This window comes from Collinsella aerofaciens ATCC 25986 (genome assembly GCF_010509075.1).
Classification (GTDB): Bacteria; Actinomycetota; Coriobacteriia; order Coriobacteriales; family Coriobacteriaceae; genus Collinsella; species Collinsella aerofaciens.
In genome coordinates this window covers 622,620-639,414 of the sequence record NZ_CP048433.1, presented here as the reverse complement: position 1 = coordinate 639,414, position 16,795 = coordinate 622,620, and the positions used below count along the sequence as shown (strand labels likewise).

The 16,795-nt window shown below is 57.5% G+C and carries 18 protein-coding genes; 15 read left to right on the top strand and 3 right to left on the bottom strand.

What is annotated here, in order from left to right; translation table 11 throughout:
• The first annotated feature begins 15 nt into the window (after nucleotides 1-15).
• The 12 genes from GXM19_RS02985 (at nucleotide 16) to hflX (ending at nucleotide 12,121) form a co-directional block, all read left to right on the top strand.
• Nucleotides 16-513 carry a YajQ family cyclic di-GMP-binding protein gene (locus GXM19_RS02985; protein WP_006235971.1) on the top strand — a complete coding sequence of 166 codons (498 nt, stop codon included), beginning with the start codon at nucleotides 16-18 and terminating at the stop codon, nucleotides 511-513.
• Between the two features lie 27 nt (nucleotides 514-540).
• Entirely contained in the window at nucleotides 541-1,890 is a 1,350-nt protein-coding gene (gene rimO, locus GXM19_RS02980; protein WP_006235972.1) for a 30S ribosomal protein S12 methylthiotransferase RimO, read from the top strand.
• Nucleotides 1,891-1,989: 99 nt separating this feature from the next.
• Complete coding sequence (pgsA, locus tag GXM19_RS02975; protein ID WP_006235973.1) at nucleotides 1,990-2,538, top strand: CDP-diacylglycerol--glycerol-3-phosphate 3-phosphatidyltransferase; 549 nt, start codon at nucleotides 1,990-1,992, stop codon at nucleotides 2,536-2,538.
• 12 nt (nucleotides 2,539-2,550) lie between these two features.
• On the top strand, nucleotides 2,551-3,081 hold the full coding sequence (locus GXM19_RS02970) for a CinA family protein (RefSeq protein WP_006235974.1): 531 nt from the start codon (nucleotides 2,551-2,553) through the stop codon (nucleotides 3,079-3,081).
• A gap of 257 nt (nucleotides 3,082-3,338) precedes the next feature.
• Nucleotides 3,339-4,487, top strand: coding sequence for a recombinase RecA (gene recA / locus GXM19_RS02965; RefSeq protein WP_022094695.1), 1,149 nt, complete (start codon nucleotides 3,339-3,341; stop codon nucleotides 4,485-4,487).
• An 11-nt stretch (nucleotides 4,488-4,498) separates the two neighbouring features.
• Nucleotides 4,499-5,191: a regulatory protein RecX gene (locus GXM19_RS02960; RefSeq protein ID WP_006235978.1), complete on the top strand. Its 693-nt coding sequence runs from the start codon at nucleotides 4,499-4,501 to the stop codon at nucleotides 5,189-5,191.
• Nucleotides 5,192-5,448: 257 nt separating this feature from the next.
• Nucleotides 5,449-6,999: a ribonuclease Y gene (rny, locus tag GXM19_RS02955; RefSeq protein WP_115596193.1), complete on the top strand. Its 1,551-nt coding sequence runs from the start codon at nucleotides 5,449-5,451 to the stop codon at nucleotides 6,997-6,999.
• Between the two features lies 1 nt (nucleotide 7,000).
• The gene (locus tag GXM19_RS02950; protein ID WP_006235981.1) at nucleotides 7,001-8,086 is read left to right on the top strand and encodes an ATP-binding protein; all 1,086 of its coding nucleotides are present in this window, start codon (nucleotides 7,001-7,003) and stop codon (nucleotides 8,084-8,086) included.
• 74 nt (nucleotides 8,087-8,160) lie between these two features.
• Complete coding sequence (locus tag GXM19_RS02945; RefSeq protein WP_006235982.1) at nucleotides 8,161-8,478, top strand: stage V sporulation protein S; 318 nt, start codon at nucleotides 8,161-8,163, stop codon at nucleotides 8,476-8,478.
• 45 nt (nucleotides 8,479-8,523) lie between these two features.
• Nucleotides 8,524-9,894: a tRNA (N6-isopentenyl adenosine(37)-C2)-methylthiotransferase MiaB gene (miaB, locus tag GXM19_RS02940; RefSeq protein WP_022094691.1), complete on the top strand. Its 1,371-nt coding sequence runs from the start codon at nucleotides 8,524-8,526 to the stop codon at nucleotides 9,892-9,894.
• Nucleotides 9,894-10,832, top strand: coding sequence for a tRNA (adenosine(37)-N6)-dimethylallyltransferase MiaA (gene miaA, locus GXM19_RS02935; protein WP_115596192.1), 939 nt, complete (start codon nucleotides 9,894-9,896; stop codon nucleotides 10,830-10,832). The genes miaB and miaA overlap by 1 nt, the downstream gene beginning before the upstream one ends.
• Nucleotides 10,832-12,121, top strand: coding sequence for a GTPase HflX (gene hflX, locus GXM19_RS02930; protein ID WP_006235986.1), 1,290 nt, complete (start codon nucleotides 10,832-10,834; stop codon nucleotides 12,119-12,121). The genes miaA and hflX overlap by 1 nt, the downstream gene beginning before the upstream one ends.
• Here hflX and GXM19_RS02925 read toward each other — a convergent pair.
• Together GXM19_RS02925 and lexA are read right to left on the bottom strand one after the other, a co-directional pair.
• On the bottom strand, nucleotides 12,109-12,810 hold the full coding sequence (locus tag GXM19_RS02925) for a heparan-alpha-glucosaminide N-acetyltransferase (protein ID WP_006235987.1): 702 nt from the start codon (nucleotides 12,808-12,810) through the stop codon (nucleotides 12,109-12,111). The two genes, hflX and GXM19_RS02925, sit on opposite strands and share 13 nt — an antisense overlap.
• Nucleotides 12,810-13,454 carry a transcriptional repressor LexA gene (gene lexA / locus GXM19_RS02920; protein ID WP_040359862.1) on the bottom strand — a complete coding sequence of 215 codons (645 nt, stop codon included), beginning with the start codon at nucleotides 13,452-13,454 and terminating at the stop codon, nucleotides 12,810-12,812. Before lexA ends, GXM19_RS02925 begins: the two co-directional genes overlap by 1 nt.
• Nucleotides 13,455-13,617: 163 nt before the next feature.
• On the opposite strand from lexA, the gene GXM19_RS02915 reads away from it, so the two are divergent.
• From GXM19_RS02915 to dut, 3 genes are read left to right on the top strand one after another with little or no spacing between them, the layout of a single operon-like run.
• The gene (locus GXM19_RS02915; RefSeq protein ID WP_050766178.1) at nucleotides 13,618-14,067 is read left to right on the top strand and encodes a LysM peptidoglycan-binding domain-containing protein; all 450 of its coding nucleotides are present in this window, start codon (nucleotides 13,618-13,620) and stop codon (nucleotides 14,065-14,067) included.
• 51 nt (nucleotides 14,068-14,118) lie between these two features.
• Entirely contained in the window at nucleotides 14,119-14,562 is a 444-nt protein-coding gene (gene nrdR, locus GXM19_RS02910; RefSeq protein ID WP_022093781.1) for a transcriptional regulator NrdR, read from the top strand.
• A 4-nt stretch (nucleotides 14,563-14,566) separates the two neighbouring features.
• Nucleotides 14,567-15,010 carry a dUTP diphosphatase gene (gene dut / locus GXM19_RS02905; RefSeq protein ID WP_006235992.1) on the top strand — a complete coding sequence of 148 codons (444 nt, stop codon included), beginning with the start codon at nucleotides 14,567-14,569 and terminating at the stop codon, nucleotides 15,008-15,010.
• A gap of 379 nt (nucleotides 15,011-15,389) precedes the next feature.
• Here the strand turns inward: dut and GXM19_RS02900 are convergent, their stop codons facing one another.
• The gene (locus GXM19_RS02900; RefSeq protein ID WP_239057645.1) at nucleotides 15,390-16,739 is read right to left on the bottom strand and encodes an MGDG synthase family glycosyltransferase; all 1,350 of its coding nucleotides are present in this window, start codon (nucleotides 16,737-16,739) and stop codon (nucleotides 15,390-15,392) included.
• Between the last annotated feature and the right edge of the window lie 56 nt (nucleotides 16,740-16,795).

Here is a 16,795-nt window from a genome sequence, read left to right as displayed (position 1 = left end):
GCGAAAGGAAACATCATGGCTAAAGATTCCAGCTTCGACGTCGTGTCCGAGGTCAATATGCAGGAGGTCGACAATGCCTTCCAGCAGACCACGCGCGAGATTTCCCAGCGCTATGACCTTAAGGATTCCGGCGCCACGATCGAGCTTTCGAAGGGCGACAAGCTCTTTACGATCAACGCCCCGGCCGACTTTGTCTCCAAACAGATTGTCGACGTGCTGAGCTCCAAGCTCATCAAGCGCGGCATCGACCTCAAGGCTGTCTCGTGGGATGCTCCGCAGGCGGCATCGGGCGGTACCGTGCGCGTGCTCGGCCATATCGTCGAGGGTATCGACCAGGCGACCGCCAAGAAGATCAACAAGGACATCAAGGATCAAAAGCTCAAGGTCAAGGTGACCATCGAGGCCGACAAGCTGCGTGTTTCCTCTGCTTCGAAGGACGCGTTGCAGACCGTGATCCAGTTCCTGCGCGACCAGGACTACGGCCAGCCGCTGCAGTTCACCAACTACCGCTAATTTCAATCGAAAGGACTGCTCTCCAACATGGATACACCGTTGGGCTCCGTGCTCTACATCACCCTCGGGTGCGCTAAGAACGAGGTTGACACCGACCGCATGCGTTCTCTTTTGACCGCCGCGGGCTACGAGGAGGCATTCGACCCGCAGGATGCCGATATCGCCATCGTCAATACTTGCTCGTTCCTCGCCTCCGCAACGTCCGAGAGCATCGAGACCACGCTCGAGCTCGCCAACGAGGTTCAGGACGGCGTTCGTTCTTGCCCCATCGTCATGTGCGGCTGCGTGCCGTCGCGCTATGGCGATGACCTGCCTGACGAGCTGCCCGAGGTCGCTGCCTTTGTGAAGGCCGACGAGGAAGACGGCATCGTGGCGGTCATCGATGGCGTGCTGGGTGTCGAGCGTGAGATTGCAGCCTATATCCCGCAGGTCAAACGTACCGTCGAGGGTGCTGTCGCCTACGTCAAGATTTCCGATGGCTGCAACCGCTTCTGCAGCTTCTGCATGATTCCCTACATCCGCGGCCGCTATCATTCGCGCAATTCCGAGAGCATCATCTCCGAGGTGCGCGACCTGGTTGCCGGCGGTGTGCGCGAGATCGTGCTGATCGGCCAGGACACGGGCATCTGGGGTACCGACTTTGCCGACGAGGACGTCGCCGATGGCTCGCCGCGCAATCTGGCGCAGCTGCTGCGTGCCGTCGCCGAGGCCGTGCGCCCGCACAACGTCTGGGTCCGCGTGCTCTATCTGCAGCCCGAGGGCATGACCGACGAGCTTATCGATACGATTCGCGATACGCCCGAGGTGCTGCCCTATATCGATATCCCCGTGCAGCACTGCGACGCGCGCATCCTCAAGGCCATGCGTCGCTCCGGTTCGCGCCAGGAGCTCGAGGATCTGTTCCGCGACCTTCGCGAGCGCATCCCCGGCATCGTGATTCGTTCCACGGCCATGGTCGGCTTCCCGACCGAGACCGACGACGAGTTCCGCGACCTTATCGACTTTATGGACACCGTCGGCTTTGACTACACGAGTGTCTTTGCCTACTCGCGTGAGGAAGGCAGCCTGGCCGCCAAGATGGAGGGCCAGGTCGATGAGGAGGTTAAGCTCGAGCGCGCCCAGGAGGCCATGGACCTGGCCGAGTCGCTCGGTTTTGCCGCCACCGCCGCCCATGTGGGCGAGCGAGCCCAGGTAATCGTCGACGGTATCGAAGAGACCGAGGATGGCGCTGAGCTGATCGGCCATGCCTGGTTCCAGGCGCCCGATTCCGATGGCGCGGTGCATCTGGACGCCAGCGAGGCGTCCGTGGGCGATATTCTGACCGTCGAGTTTACCGATAGCTTCTGCTATGAGCTTATCGGTCATGTTGTGGAGTAGGAGAGCGTCGTGGCTAACGAGAGCAATAAGGAACTGACGAGTGTCTGGACGCCCGCCAACATCGTGACGTGCGTGCGCATCGTCTTTATCCCGGTGTTCATGATCGTCTCGGCCCTGTCTCACACGAGTGTTGCCGGTACGGATTGGAGCACCTTCGACGGCCCGCTCGCCGCCGCTGCCTTCATTCTGTATGTGATCCTGTCGTGCACCGATAAGGTCGACGGTTATCTGGCGCGCTCCCGCAACGAGATCACTGATTTCGGTAAGTTCTTGGACCCCATCGCCGATAAGCTGCTGGTGTTCTCGGCCCTGCTGCTGTTCTTGGATTTTGGCGCGGTGACCGTGTGGTCCGTGTTCATTATCCTGTTCCGCGAGCTGCTGGTGAGCGCCCTACGCATGGTTGCGAGTGCGGCCGGCGTGGTCGTTGCGGCCGATAAGCTCGGCAAGTACAAGACGGCAACCACGATGGTCTCCATCTGCGGTTACCTGTGCGTTTTTGCTATGGCCGGCTTGCACCTTGGCCCGGTGGCGCTGACGCTCGGCATCTACTCGGTGTCGCGCTTCCTGTACGCCGTTGCCGTTGTCCTGACCGTTATCTCGGGCGCCCAGTACTTCTGGAACTGCCGCAAGATCGTCTTTTCGGTCTAGGTCCTGGTGGGTATGACGGACTCTTTTGAGCAGATTTCCGCACATAACGAGGAGCTGGCGCGTGATATTGTCGAGCGCGCGAGCGCTCGGGGCGTGACGGTTTCGACGGCTGAGTCGCTGACGGCGGGTATGATCGCATCGACGATTGCCGATATCCCAGGCGCCTCGGCGGTGCTGCGTGGCGGTGCGGTGACCTATTGCGATGAGATTAAGCATCGCGTTCTTGGTGTTGAGCGGGAGACGCTCGACCGCTATACCGCGGTGTCGCATCAGACCGCGCGCGAGATGGCGGTGGGTTCGCTGGAGCTGTACCAGAGCGATATTGCAGTGAGCGCAACGGGTTATGCCGGCCCCGGCGGTGGCACTGAGGACGATCCGGCGGGCACTTTCTATATTGGCTGGGCGCATCGTTCCGCCGATGGGGGCGTGCCGGTCGTGGACTCTGTGCGCTGCCACTATGAGGGCGACCGTTCGTGTGTTCGTGCCCATGCGGTCACGGAGGCATTGGGTCGCATTGCCCTTGTGCTCAACTCTATGGAATAGACGTGTTTTAAGGGGCCTCCGAGCCCCTTAATTGTGGAGATAGGGACCTTAGGCTCATTTGGCGTTTGTGCTGGTTGTTGATGTATTTTTGCCTGCCTTGTTCATATTTGGTCCTTTGTGGTCAAGCATTTGGTCAGTGTTTGGTCGGCGTTTGGTTGGGTTTTGGAAAGACCGCCTGCATATGATTGGCCTGAACGGTTGACCACGAACAGCCGTTCGTTTATTATCGATGCAGGTTGTTAAGAGGAGGGCTATTCATGGCCAAGAATTCAGGTCCCGTACGTACCGTTCATGCTCGCACGACGGGTAAAGAGCGCGATGAGATGATCGCCACCACCAAGGCCGAGATCGAGAAGAAATTCGGCCAGGGTTCCATCATGAGGTACGGCGACGGTGGTCCCGAGCTCGAGGTCGAGGCCATTCCCACGGGCGCCCTGGCCCTCGATGCCGCGCTGGGTATCGGCGGCGTGCCGCGCGGCCGTATCGTCGAGATTTACGGTCCTGAGTCCTCCGGTAAGACGACGCTTTCGCTCGAGATCCTGGCCGAGGCCCAGGCAATGGGTGGCGTTGTGGCATTTATCGATGCCGAGCACGCGCTTGATCCCACGTATGCCGCGCGCATCGGCGTGGATATCGACGAGGTGCTCATTTCCCAGCCCGATACGGGCGAGCAGGCGCTCGAGATTGTTGACATGCTCGTGCGTTCCGGCGCCATCGATGCCATCGTCGTCGACTCCGTCGCCGCGCTGACCCCGCGTGCCGAGATCGAGGGAGAAATCGGCGATACTACGGTCGGTCTTCAGGCTCGCCTGATGAGCCAGGCGCTCCGCAAGCTCGCCGGCTCGCTGTCCAAGTCCAACACGACGTGCATCTTCATTAACCAGCTGCGTGAGAAGATCGGCGTCATGTTCGGCAACCCCGAGACTACGACGGGCGGCCGCGCCCTTAAGTTCTTCTCTTCGGTGCGTATCGACATTCGCCGTATCGACAGCATTAAGCTTAAGGACGAGGTTATCGGTAACCGCGTGCGCGCCAAGGTCGTTAAGAACAAGGTGGCAGCTCCGTTCCGTTCTGCTGAGTTCGACATCATGTACGGTACGGGCATCTCTAAGGAGGGCTCGATTCTGGACATGGCTGTCGAGTGCGGCATCTGCAAGAAGATGGGCTCCTGGTTTGCCTATGGCGAGGACAAGCTCGGCAACGGTCGCGAGGCCGCCAAGGCGTTCCTGCGCGAACACCCCGATTGCGCTGACGAGATTGAGCATAAGGTCCGCCTTGCCTGCGGACTTGAGTTTGATGACGATGCTCCGTCCGAGGTCGAGCTGACCGATCAGCCTGCGCCTGAGGAGTTTGACGAGCTTTACGCCATCGATGGTTCCGCCATGCTCGATGATGACGACGAGTAGCGGTTACGCTCATGTCGTATACGGTGACCGAGGCCACGGTCGTCTTTCCCGATAAGAAGGCGGCCTCCTCGTTCTCGAGCGGGTATGCGTCCAAAAAGCCTTGCGCACATATCGATTGTGAGCTTGAGGGCGGTTTTGAGCGGTCCATTTGGATTCCCGTGCGGGTCGCGCGCCTGTATGTCAAAAATCGCCCCGATCTGCCCTGTGATTGGGACAACTTTCGTGAGGCGGTGCAGCTCATCGAGCGTCAATGTGCACTTACCATGGTGACCGAGATGTTATCGCGCCGCGACCATGCGACGGGTGAGGTCTGTGACAAGCTGGCTCGCTACGGCTTTCACCAGCCCGCGATCGATTTCGCCGTCGAGCGCGCCACCGAGTATCACTTTTTAGACGAGAACCGCTTTTGCTCGTACTTTATCGAGGAGCGCAAGCGGCGCGGTTGGGGACAGCGCAAAATCGAGACCGAGCTCAAGCGCCGTCATGTCGTGCTCGATGACATTCCCGGTTATCCCGAGGATTATTTTGCCGTCGAAGACGATTTGGCGCGTGCGTCAGCCCTGCTCGCCAAGCGGCGTGTTCCAGAGACGCGCGGATTCGAAAAACTGGTTCGGTTTTTGATGGGCAAGGGCTTCTCGTATCACATCGCCGCCGATGCCGTTAAGGCACGTCTCGATGCCGAACGCGAGGAATGTGCGGTTTAGGCGTATGCGCTTTGTGGCCCTGCCGTTCACCGCGTTTTAGCCGCCGTGCCGGGGCCATTTATTTGACAGTTGTTGTGGTTCAACGTACGATAAACACTGTCATTTGCTTTGTGATATGTGCTCATCTGTGATGAGTTTGTTTATATGTTTATCTGTATCCGACCCGCATAAGCTGCGCCCATATTACTCAAATGTCGCGAGCCGTTCGTAAGGACGGTTCGCTTTGTTGTGTAACGAATCCATAAAAAGGAGTGAGCATGCCTATCATCGCAGCGCTCGTTGGCATCGTTTTGGGTGCCATCGCCGCCATTGCCTACATGCGCACCGCCAAGCAGGGTAGTCTTCACGAGGCCGACGAAAAGATCCAGTCGGCACACGCACAGGCTGAGTCCCTGATCGGTGATGCTAAGCGTCAGGCCGAGACCCTCAAAAAAGAGGCTCTGCTCGAGGCTAAAGAGGAGATCATCAAGAACAAGCAGGCCGCCGAGGCCGAGGACAAGCAGCGTAAGAGCGAGATTCGTACGCTCGAGAACCGTGTGATGCAGCGCGAGGAGTCCCTTGATCGCCGAAACGACGCTCTCGACAAGCGTGAGCACCAGCTGTCCAGCCAGGCCGGTCAGGTCGAGAAGCGCTCCCGCGAGCTTGAGGAGCTCTGCGCCAAGCAGACCTCCGAGCTCGAGCGTATCGCCGACCTGACCCGCGAGGACGCCCACAAGGAGCTCCTCGATAAGGTTCGCGGCGAGGTCACCCACGAGGCTGCCACGATCATTCGCGAGTCCGAGCAGCAGGTTCGCGCCGAGTGCCACAAGACCGCCCAGGAGATTCTGTCCCTGGCGATTCAGCGCTGCGCTGCCGACCACACTGCCGAGGTCACCGTTACCTCCGTGCACATTCCCTCTGATGACCTCAAGGGCCGTATCATCGGTCGCGAGGGTCGCAACATCCGGACCTTCGAGCAGGTTTCCGGCGTCAACCTCGTGATCGACGATACGCCCGAGACCGTCGTTCTTTCGAGCTTCGACCCGGTCCGTCGTGAGACCGCTCGTGTTGCCCTCGAGAACCTCATCGCCGACGGCCGCATTCACCCCGCCCGCATCGAGGAGATGTATCACAAGGCTGCCGACCTGGTTCAGCAGCGCGTGCGCGAGGCTGGCGAGCAGGCTGCCTTCGATACCGGCATCCACGACCTGCATCCCGAGATCGTCAAGACCCTTGGTGCCCTGCGCTACCGTACCTCGTTTGGTCAGAACGTGCTTCAGCACTCCCTCGAAGTCTCTGACCTGTGCGGCGTGATGGCTTCCGAGCTTGGCCTGGACGTTGTGACCGCCAAGCGCGCCGGCCTGCTGCACGACCTGGGCAAGGCAATCGACCATGACGTCGAGGGCCCGCATGCCGTCATCGGCGCCGAGCTTGCCCGCCGTTATGGCGAGAAGCCCGTTATCGTCCACGCTATCGAGGCTCACCATGCCGACGTCGACCCCAACACGGTGCTCGATGTCCTGGTACAGGCCGCCGATGCTGTCTCTGCCTCTCGCCCCGGTGCCCGTCGCGAGTCTGCCGAGAACTACATCAAGCGTCTTGAGAAGCTCGAGGAGATCGCCAACTCCCATGATGGCGTCGAGCGTACCTATGCCATGCAGGCTGGTCGCGAGGTCCACGTCATGGTTCAGCCGGACAAGATCTCTGATGCCCAGTCCACGGTCCTGGCTCACGATATCGCCCATCAGATCGAGGAAGAGATGGAGTATCCCGGTCAGGTGCGCGTCGTCGTGATTCGCGAGAGCCGCGCTGTCGATATCGCTAAATAACATGAGCGACGCGAACGAGCTCATCTCATTTATCGCGTCGATGTCGGGGGAGGGCAACCTTCGCGTCGAGGAGAACCTTGGCGAGGGGTATGTCCGCCTCCGCGTTTCGGAGGCCGAGCGGCGCCAGGCAAAGCACGACATTCAGCATGTCGAGGATATCGTCATCGAAATGCTCCGTAATGCTCGCGATGCCGGCGCCGACAAAGTCTATCTCGCTACGACCAAGGAAGATGGCGTTCGCACGCTTGTCTTTCTGGATAACGGTTCGGGCGTTCCGCAGGATATGCAAGAGCGAATCTTCGATGCCCGCGTTACCTCCAAGCTTGAGAGCATGAAGATGGACCGTTGGGGCGTTCACGGTCGTGGCATGGCATTGTTTTCGATCAAGCAGAACACCGACGAGGCCCGTGTGGTCACGTCCGGCGTCGATCTTGGTTCAGCCTTTAAGGTGAGCGTTGCAGCCGACCGCCTCAGCGAGCGTGCCGATCAGTCCAGCTGGCCCCAGGCCGTCAAGGATGAGGACGGACGTTATGTCTGTGCTCGCGGTCCGCATAATATTATTCGCGCTGCTTGTGAGTTTGCGCTCGAGGAGTTGCGTGGTTGCGATGTCTATCTTGGTTCTCCGTCTGAGATTGCCGCGACCCTTTATGCTCAGGCGTCAAGTCGGCTCGATACGTCTCGTCTCCTGTTCATTGACGACGAGAGCGAGCTTCCGGTTGTCGATCGTTTAGGCCTTGCCTCCGATGCCGAGGACTTTATCCGTATCTGCTCGGGTTTGGGTCTTGAGATGTCCGAGCGCACGGCACATCGCATTTTGGCAGGGCAGATTAAGCCCGTTCGCGGTGTGACTGCGCGTCTGCTGCGCGAGCGTGATTCTTCCTCGCATGCGCCGGCTCCTGTCGATCTCGCGAAGGATCGTCGCGGGCTACGTATTGCCAAGGATGACATGGCACAGTTTTCGCGTGCTGTGGAGCGGGACTTTAATGACCTTGCCGCCCGGTACTATCTCAACCTTTGCGGCGACCCAAAGATTCGTGTTTCGCGTGATCGAATCACTGTGACCTTCGATCTTGCCAAAGAGGAATAGTGCCTTTACCGAGTCCACTCGGTACGATACAGTTATTGCAGTTAAAACGTACTTTTAAACGCAGGAGTTTCTTCATGGATTGCCTGAAGGTATCAAGCAAATCATCGCCCGCGTCCGTTGCCGGCGCCATCGCCGGCATGGTCAAGGATGGTGTACCCGTCAACATCCAGTGTGTCGGCGCCGGTGCGGTCAACCAGGCCATTAAGGCCGTGGCTATCGCGCGCGGTTTTTTGATTCCAACCGGTTTTGATATTTCCTGCGCGCCCGTGTTCTCCGACATCCTCATTAACGGGGAGTCGCGCACGGCCATCCGCCTTTCTATCTACGTTCACCAGATCAATCGAGCTGCTATGGATAACGTCGTCATGGATGATGTTAAGCCTGTGGCATAGCTTCTGCTTGCCTTGTTTCGCTCCCCATCGTTAGGACTTATGCACATGGACCAGCGTTCCGTACGCGATATTCTTGCCGGTAAAACCTACTTTATCCGCACCTTTGGCTGCCAGATGAATCAGCACGACTCCGAGCGTGTGAGCGGTCTGCTTGATTCGTATGGCTGCCTCATGGCGCTCGATCCCGCGCATGCCGATATCGTTGTCTTCATGACATGCTGCGTGCGCGAGGCCGCCGATACTCGCCTGTACGGTCAGTGCAATTCCTGCAAAAGCCTGCCGCCTTCGCCTTCGGGCAAGCGCGTGGTTGCCGTTGGTGGTTGCATCGCGCAGCGCGATGGCGAGGGCCTGCTCACCAACGTCGATAACGTCAATGTCATCTTTGGCACGCATTCCATCGCACATGTGGCCGAGCTCATTGCCGAGGCGTTCCTTGATGGTAAGCGTCATATCCGCACCAATGAGCATGAGGATACGGATGCCATGAGCATGCCGTGGCATCGCGAGACCCAGTATCACGCCTGGGTGCCCATCATGACGGGCTGCAATAATTTCTGCACCTATTGCATCGTGCCGTACGTGCGCGGTCGCGAAAAGAGCCGCCCCTTCGAGGAGATTGTCGACGAGGTGACCGGTTTGGTGCGCCAGGGCGTGCGTGAGATTACGCTGCTGGGCCAAAACGTTAACTCATATGGTCGCGATCTGTTTGGCAAGCCGCGTTTTGCCGATCTGCTGCGTGCCGTGGGCGATACGGGTGTGGAGCGCATCTTCTTTACGTCTTCGCATCCCAAGGATCTGCTGCCCGAGACCATCGACGCCATGGCCGAGACGCCTGCTGTTATGCCGCAGCTGCACCTGGCCGTCCAGTCAGGTTCGACGCGGATCCTCAAAGAGATGAATCGCCGTTATACACGCGAGGACTATTTGGGCCTGGTCGATCGCATTCGCAACCGTATGCCCGATATCGCACTCTCGACCGACATTATCGTTGGCTTCCCGGGCGAGACTGAAGAAGACTTTGAGCAGACGCTCTCGCTTGCCGAGACGGTTCGCTATGCCCAGGCCTATACCTTCATTTATTCCAAGCGCGCCGGTACCCCGGCCGCAGAGATTGACGATCCTACGCCGCATGAGGTTATTCTCGAGCGTTTCAACCGCCTGGTTAAGGTTATCGAGACCACGGCACACGAGTATAACCAGGGTGAGCTTCATACTGTGGTTCCGGCGCTCATTGAGGGAACGAGTAAAAAGAACGACGCGGTCCTGCTGGGCAAGAGTCCTAAGAATCAGACCGTTCATGCGCCCATCCCCGAGGGCTACAGCATCGATCAGCTTGTTGGCAAGATCGTTGATGTTGACGTTGACGTTGCCAAGACCTGGTATTTGTCCGGCTCCGTTGTGGGCGAGCCGCGCTAATGGTTTCTCCCGGGGCAGGTCTTTCCGCCGTCGCGATCGTCGGTCCGACGGCGGTTGGTAAGAGTGATGTTGCCGACCGTTTGGCCGCTCGTCTTTCGTCCGAAGTGCTGTCGTGCGATGCGATGCAAATCTATCGCGGCATGGACATCGGTACCGCAAAGATGGCGCCCGATGAGTGTACGGCGCCGCTGCGTCTCGTCGACATTGTAGAGCCGGGTGTGGCATATTCTGCTGCGCTTTATCAGGCTGACGCTCGCGCGCATGTTGAACGTCTCCTTGGTTCGGGTTGCCTGCCGGTTTTTTGCGGAGGTACGGGGCTGTATCTCAAGGCCGCCCTCGATGAGATGGACTTTCCCTCGGGCGAACTTGAGGACGATCGCCGTGCGGGCTATCAGGAGCTTGCCGAGCGTATTGGTGAGGAAGAACTGCATGCCCTGCTTGCCGAGCGTGACCCCGAGTCCGCTGCGGTCATCCACCCCCATAATGTTCGCCGCGTGATTCGTGCGCTCGAAATGCACGATGATGGTATCTCCTATGCACAGCAAAAAAGTCAGTTTAGTGTTCCGCGCGAGCATTATCATGCTCTATGGTTTGGTCTGACGCGTAATCGCGAGGTTCTCTACGAGCGCATTAACCTACGTGTCGATCTGATGTTTGAACAGGGTCTTGTCGATGAGGTTCGCGGTCTGATGGACCAGGGGCTGGGAGATGCCCTGACGTCGATGCAGGCAATTGGCTATAAAGAGATTATCGATGCTTTTAATGGCGTGATGAGCATGGATGAGGCTCGCGAGCTCATTAAGATGCGTTCGCGTCGTTATGCCAAGCGTCAGCTTTCGTGGTTTAAGCGCGATGACCGTATCGTGTGGTTTGATATGGACGAGTTTACGATCGATAAGGTCGTTGAGGACATCCTGCATCGTATTGAGGCTGCCTAATGGCCCGTTTCCCCCTTGTTCCCACGGCACCCGAGCCCGAGCGTGCCATATTAGTTGGTGTTGAGTGGCGCGACAATGCATGGCCGCTCGATCGTTCGCTTGACGAGCTTGAGCGCCTGGCCCATACGGCTGGCGCCCAGTGCGTGGCGCGTTTGTCACAGCGTCTGGTTAAGCCGTATCCAAAATCGTTTATCGGTTCCGGTAAGGTTGAAGAGCTGTGCGGCCTGGTGCATCGCATGGATGCCGATGTCGTTATTTTTGACGACGACCTGACGCCCTCGCAGCAATCCTATTTGGAGAAAGCCGTGGGCGAGCCGGTAAAGATTATCGATCGTACAGCACTGATCTTGGATATCTTTGGCCTGCATGCTCAGACGCGTGAGGGACGCCTACAGGTACAGCTGGCGCAGCTTCAATATCTGTTGCCTCGTCTGCGTGGCATGTGGAGCCATCTTGCCAAGGAGCAGACGCGCGGCGGCATCGGTTCGCGCTTTGGCCAGGGTGAAAGCCAGCTCGAGGTTGACCGTCGCTTGATTCGCAATAAGATTGCCGCGCTTCGTCGTGAGCTCAAGCAGGTTGAACAGCGTCGCGATGTCCAGTCCAAGAGCCGCATTGAGTCACCGGCGTTTCGCGTCGCGTTAGCCGGTTATACCAATGCCGGTAAATCGACGTTGCTCAATCGCCTGACCGGCTCTACGGTACTTTCGCAGGACAAGCTGTTTGCTACGCTCGACCCGACGACGCGTTCGTATCGCCTGCCCGGCGGTCGCGGCATGACGATTACTGATACCGTCGGCTTTATTCAAAAGCTGCCGCATGGTCTGGTCGATGCCTTTAAATCGACGCTGTCTGAGGTTCTTGGTGCCGATCTGATCCTTAAAGTTGTGGATGCCTCTGACGAGGACTACGAGCGCCAGCTCGAGGCAGTCGATCGCGTTCTTGACGAGATCGGTGCCGGCGAGCGTTTGACGCTTACGGTATTCAATAAAATCGATCTTCTCGATAGCGTTGATCGATTGAGTTTCCGTCGTCGCTATCCCGAGGCCGTGCTGTTCTCGGCCCAGACGGGCGAGGGACTCGACGATCTCGTCGACCGTATTGCTCGTGAGGCGGCTGCCACCGATGTGTTGCTCTCTGCTGATATCCCGTATCGCGAGGGCGCTCTCATCACGCTGGTGCATGAACAGGGAACCCTTTTGCACGAGGAATATCTTGAGGGCGGCGTTCGTATTGTTGCGAAGCTGCCGGCTCGTATCGCGCCGCGGCTCAAGCGTTATCACACCGAGTAGACGAGCTCCAAAAAGCCCAGAATAATGGGCTGATGCAGTAGATAAAAGGGGAGTGCGTGACGTCCAAGGCTGGCGAGCGCCGGGATGGGATTGGCGTAGGCCCAGCTTGGGACGGTCTTATCGATTCCCTGCGCTATGTGTGCGGCGAAGTATCCTGCAAGATACATAAAGATAAACGGGATGATGGGGTAGTAATCACCTGAGATAAATCCAGGGCTCGGAAATCCTAGCCACGCCAGGTATGGGACAGGGTAGGTCGTTTTGGGGATGCTCCAGGTGAGGGCGAACAACACAAGGCATAGGGACATGCCCCATCTCGCCGAAATCTTCTTAAGGACGGGATCGGTCAACGCCACGATGCCGGTACATGCGGCCATGCAGTAGATGATGCCAAAATTAACCGAATCGTCGACTGAGACAAGTGTTGTTGCCAGCCAGACGACGAGTGCTGCTAAGGCGTATTTGGCGGCACGTTTGATATTGTTGCGCGAAAGGGTGCACATCCAACCCGCGATAAACAAAAATACCCAGCTGATGCTGGCGCGCCAGATGTCTTGAAAGACGGTCTGGGTAAACCAGGGCATATCCCAGTCGTACAGGTAGGCGAGATCGTAGCAAGCGTGAAAACCTGCCATTGAAATCATCGTAAACCCGCGGACGGTATCAAAGATGGTGATGCGTTTTTGCATTACGAGAACCGGCGCATCAAGCCGACGACTTTGCCCAAGATAACGGGATTCGTTGCATAGATAGGCTCCATGGTGTCATTCTCGGGCTGCAGGCGTACGCGTCCCTGCTCCTTGTAGAACGTCTTGACGGTCGCTGAACCATCAATCATGGCCACGACAATTTCGCCGTTCATGGCACTCTTTTGTTCACGGACGATGATGTAATCGCCATTGAAGATGCCGACATTGATCATTGAGCTCCCATGTACCTCAAGGATAAAGGAACCCTGATCGGTGGCGATTTCGGTCGGGATAGTAAAAGTGTCTTCGATATTCTGCTCGGCCAGAATGGGAATCCCAGCCGCGACGCGACCAACGAGCGGTAGCGAGACCGTTCCGCGAGGTGCGGTGGGCTCGTCAGATTTAGAAATTGAGACCGAGGAACCGTCCTCGTTAAAGAGTTCCAGGGCGCGCGGTTTGGTGGCATCGCGCTTGAGTAGCCCGCGCGCCTCCAGAGCAGATAGATGGGCGTGCACGGTGCTGGGGGAGGAAAGGCCCACGGCAGAAGCCATCTCGCGCACGCTGGGCGGATAACCCTTCTCCTGCTGATATTCCTTGATGAAGTCGTAAATTTGCTGCTGACGCTTGGTAATTTTGCGAGCCATCAGGGCATCCTCTCTACCCATGTCAAACAAATGTTCGAATTTTGCTTGACAGGAACAACTGTTCGAAGATAATAATAACCGAACATTCGTTCTCGCGCTAGACTTTTTTGTCCGCGCGGCTTGATAAAACTGTTCTCAGCAAAACACGCGAGAGGAGAACATGATGAACGCAACGAATATGGTCCAGGGAAACCTCGCCCTTAAGCTCGAGACGCCTGCAGAACCCACTTTTACGGTTGTTCAGGGTGGCCGCTCCGGCTTTCAGCCTTTGACCGTAAATCCTGCTTGCAATCAGCAGGCTGCAGTCGCGCCGGCCCGCGTTGCCCTGAAGGTTCCGACGATTGTTGCCGTCGCCGTTGCGCTCACGCTCTTCTTTGTCCTCGCTATGTCGGTCTTTAGCGCTCGTCACGCCGCGTATGCCGAGTCCGTTTCCAGCGTTACCTACGAGACCATTCGCGTTCAGCCTGGTGATTCTCTTTGGTCGCTTGCCGAGGAATATCCAATCGAAGGCCTTTCCACGCAAGAGACTTCCGACATGATCCGTAACGTCAATCATCTGGAGCATGGTTCGCTCGCCGCCGGTGCGCATCTTAAGGTTCCTGCTCGTTCGTAATCATTATCGCGCTGCGCATGGTACCCTTGTTATCGTTTAAGAGGAGGTACCATGCGCTGTCCCAAATGCGGCAAGGCACATACCCGCGTCGTTGATTCCCGTATGCAGGAGTCAAATAACACCATTAAGCGCCGTCGCGAATGTTGCTCGTGTAACTACCGCTTTACAACGTTCGAGCGATGCGAAGACCCAATTGAGGTCATTAAGTCGGACGGAACCAAGCAGCGGTTCGATCGCAATAAGCTGCTCGTCGGCTTGATGCGCGCCACCATCAAGCGTGATATCGACACTAAGAAGCTCAATGAGATTATCGACGATATCGAGGTCGAGCTGCGTTCTCGTACGCTGACGGCCGTCACGTCCCATGAGTTGGGTGACATGGTGCTCAAACGCTTGGCCAAGATCGACAAGGTGGCGTACATCCGCTTTGCCTCGGTCTACCGCGATTTCAAAGACGTTGATGAGTTTCTGCAAGAGCTCGACAAGCTAAGGTGATTCCATGTCCAACATTACCGTCAACATAAAGCGTCTCGACCCCACCGTCGAACTTCCCAAATACGCCCATCCCACCGATGCCGGCTTGGATCTGCGCTCCAACGAGGACTGCGTCCTGAAGCCCTTCGAACGCCGTCTGGTCTCTACTGGGCTGGCCATCGCCTTGCCCGATGGCTACGCCGGCTTCGTGCAGCCCCGAAGCGGCTTGGCCATCAAGCAGGGCCTGTCTATAGTCAACACGCCGGGCCTCATCGACGCCCACTACCGAGGAGAACTCAAGGTTATCATCATCAACCTGGATCCCTCCAACAACATCCAAATCAATAAAGGTGACCGCATAGCCCAACTCGTCATCCAAGAAGTCCCCACGGTCAACCTCGTAGAAGTACAAGAACTAGACGAAACCGACCGAGGCAACGGAGGCTTCGGCTCCTCCGGCGTCGCCTAGTTGCTTCCGTCCGCTCACCCGTGGGAGGACCCTATATATCATCCCATGCTCAAACATTCTCGCTGCGCTGCGAAACTGCGCGTGGGACGATATATAGGGCCCTCCCACGGGTGAGCTACGTTTGCATGCTTGTAACTACCGTGCCTCTTCGCTGGAAGCTGATAGCATTAATCGATTTGTAAGCCGGTGCGACAAGGGAGTTTCTCCTTTGTCGCACCGGCTTTCTAGTCGGATTGCAATTTGTTTTCAAGCAGGAAGCCTCTCGTCCGGGACTCACCCATATCGTTCCACGCGCAGTTTCGCAGCGAGCGCAGCGAAGCGAGAATGTTTGAGCATGGAATGATATAAGGGCGGCTCCGACAGAGCGGCGGACATTCGACTAGCGGATATGCGCGGGTTTTCCGCCCCAGTAGAAGCGGCAGAAGGCTCGTTTGCGCTTTTGGGGTTTGCCTACGAGCTCCATGGTTGCGATGGCTATGTCTTCGGCTGCGCGTGGACGGCGCAGGACTTCGCCGTTGATGAGTAGCGCTTTGAGCGACTCAGGGTGGTCGTGCAGGTGACGAAGCGTCACGATGAGTTCTCGTGCGGTGGTGACGTGCATGCTGGCGCCCATGCCGGTGAGCATCGTGGTGTTGGCCTTTTCCTGGCCATAGGACTTGCCCAGCAGGATCATCGGCAGATGCGCGCACAGACACTCGGTGACGGTGAGCCCGCCCGATTTGAGGATTGCCAGGTCACAGCCGTGCATGAGGGCCGCCATGTCGTCCACGTAGTCCAGAACCGTGACGTTGTCGAGCTTCATGGCGTCGAAGAGCGTCTTGAGTCGGGCGGCGTATTCCTTATCCTTGCCCGGTAAAAAGACAAAGTGCATGTCTTCAAAGCTGCGTAAGAAGGGGAGCGTGTGGTCCATCGCGGCACGGAAACGCACGTATGGTTGGGGCAAACTGGCGCCGGCCATCACCAATACGACGGTTTTGTCTATGGGGAGATTGAACTTGCTCAGCTCATCCTCGCGTTTGTAATCGGTATCGAAACCGGCTCGGATGGGGATGCCCGTTATGCGGATCTTTGACTCGGGAACCTTGCGCGGGCGCAGCGTTTCGGCCATAAACTCGTTGGCCACGCAGAACAGGTCGGTGTCCTTGTGGGGCCAAAAGCCTTCGACTTCGTAATCTGTTGGTACGCAGATGACCGGATAATCGATACCCGTAATTACGCGGGCGCCCACGGCAACATTGGCTGCTGTGATGTGCGTTGCGACCACGGCTATAGGCCTGCGGCGACGAATATATTCGTTGAAGGCGGGGAACATAATTCGCGACCATGCCGTGCCGCCACCCCAGAGAAGATGTCCCGTAAGCGTATATCGCCAGGTCAGGTCGTAAATGGGGCGTGTGGCTCCCGTAAAAGAAGCCGCGGTCTTATTGCCGTCGAATTTAATACGTCCAAAATCAAGGATATCGAGCACTTCAATTTCAATATCCTCAGGGATTCCCTTGGTGCCGCGGATAAGGTCAAATGCTTGTGCAATCGCGTTGGCGGCGGCTTTGTGGCCCGATCCAACCGATGCGTGCACAATGGTTACTAGGGGTTTTTGTGCAGGTAAAACGGTCATTTGCTCCGGTTGGGGAGTGGCTTGCATGGGCAGGGGAGCGCTATTGCCCGTCTGCGTTTGATCCATCGATAACTCCCCTTCAGCTTTGTTACGCGATTTATCATTGTAGTGCATGAGTGTCATGTTTACGTAAATTTGGGTATGAGCGCAAAGAACGACAACGTTTCGAC

What these genes read in the sequence shown, in the direction of transcription:
- GXM19_RS02915 (WP_050766178.1), top strand. Translation starts at nt 13,618, where the DNA reads ATGAACGCAACGAATATGGTCCAGGGAAACCTCGCCCTTAAGCTCGAG.
- GXM19_RS02985 (WP_006235971.1), top strand. Translation starts at nt 16, where the DNA reads ATGGCTAAAGATTCCAGCTTCGACGTCGTGTCCGAGGTCAATATGCAG.
- GXM19_RS02950 (WP_006235981.1), top strand. Translation starts at nt 7,001, where the DNA reads ATGAGCGACGCGAACGAGCTCATCTCATTTATCGCGTCGATGTCGGGG.
- GXM19_RS02960 (WP_006235978.1), top strand. Translation starts at nt 4,499, where the DNA reads ATGTCGTATACGGTGACCGAGGCCACGGTCGTCTTTCCCGATAAGAAG.
- GXM19_RS02970 (WP_006235974.1), top strand. Translation starts at nt 2,551, where the DNA reads ATGACGGACTCTTTTGAGCAGATTTCCGCACATAACGAGGAGCTGGCG.
- nrdR (WP_022093781.1), top strand. Translation starts at nt 14,119, where the DNA reads ATGCGCTGTCCCAAATGCGGCAAGGCACATACCCGCGTCGTTGATTCC.
- GXM19_RS02925 (WP_006235987.1), bottom strand. Translation starts at nt 12,810, where the DNA reads ATGCAAAAACGCATCACCATCTTTGATACCGTCCGCGGGTTTACGATG.
- dut (WP_006235992.1), top strand. Translation starts at nt 14,567, where the DNA reads ATGTCCAACATTACCGTCAACATAAAGCGTCTCGACCCCACCGTCGAA.
- rny (WP_115596193.1), top strand. Translation starts at nt 5,449, where the DNA reads ATGCCTATCATCGCAGCGCTCGTTGGCATCGTTTTGGGTGCCATCGCC.
- miaA (WP_115596192.1), top strand. Translation starts at nt 9,894, where the DNA reads ATGGTTTCTCCCGGGGCAGGTCTTTCCGCCGTCGCGATCGTCGGTCCG.
- lexA (WP_040359862.1), bottom strand. Translation starts at nt 13,454, where the DNA reads ATGGCTCGCAAAATTACCAAGCGTCAGCAGCAAATTTACGACTTCATC.
- recA (WP_022094695.1), top strand. Translation starts at nt 3,339, where the DNA reads ATGGCCAAGAATTCAGGTCCCGTACGTACCGTTCATGCTCGCACGACG.
- hflX (WP_006235986.1), top strand. Translation starts at nt 10,832, where the DNA reads ATGGCCCGTTTCCCCCTTGTTCCCACGGCACCCGAGCCCGAGCGTGCC.
- GXM19_RS02900 (WP_239057645.1), bottom strand. Translation starts at nt 16,739, where the DNA reads ATGCACTACAATGATAAATCGCGTAACAAAGCTGAAGGGGAGTTATCG.
- miaB (WP_022094691.1), top strand. Translation starts at nt 8,524, where the DNA reads ATGGACCAGCGTTCCGTACGCGATATTCTTGCCGGTAAAACCTACTTT.
- rimO (WP_006235972.1), top strand. Translation starts at nt 541, where the DNA reads ATGGATACACCGTTGGGCTCCGTGCTCTACATCACCCTCGGGTGCGCT.
- GXM19_RS02945 (WP_006235982.1), top strand. Translation starts at nt 8,161, where the DNA reads ATGGATTGCCTGAAGGTATCAAGCAAATCATCGCCCGCGTCCGTTGCC.
- pgsA (WP_006235973.1), top strand. Translation starts at nt 1,990, where the DNA reads ATGATCGTCTCGGCCCTGTCTCACACGAGTGTTGCCGGTACGGATTGG.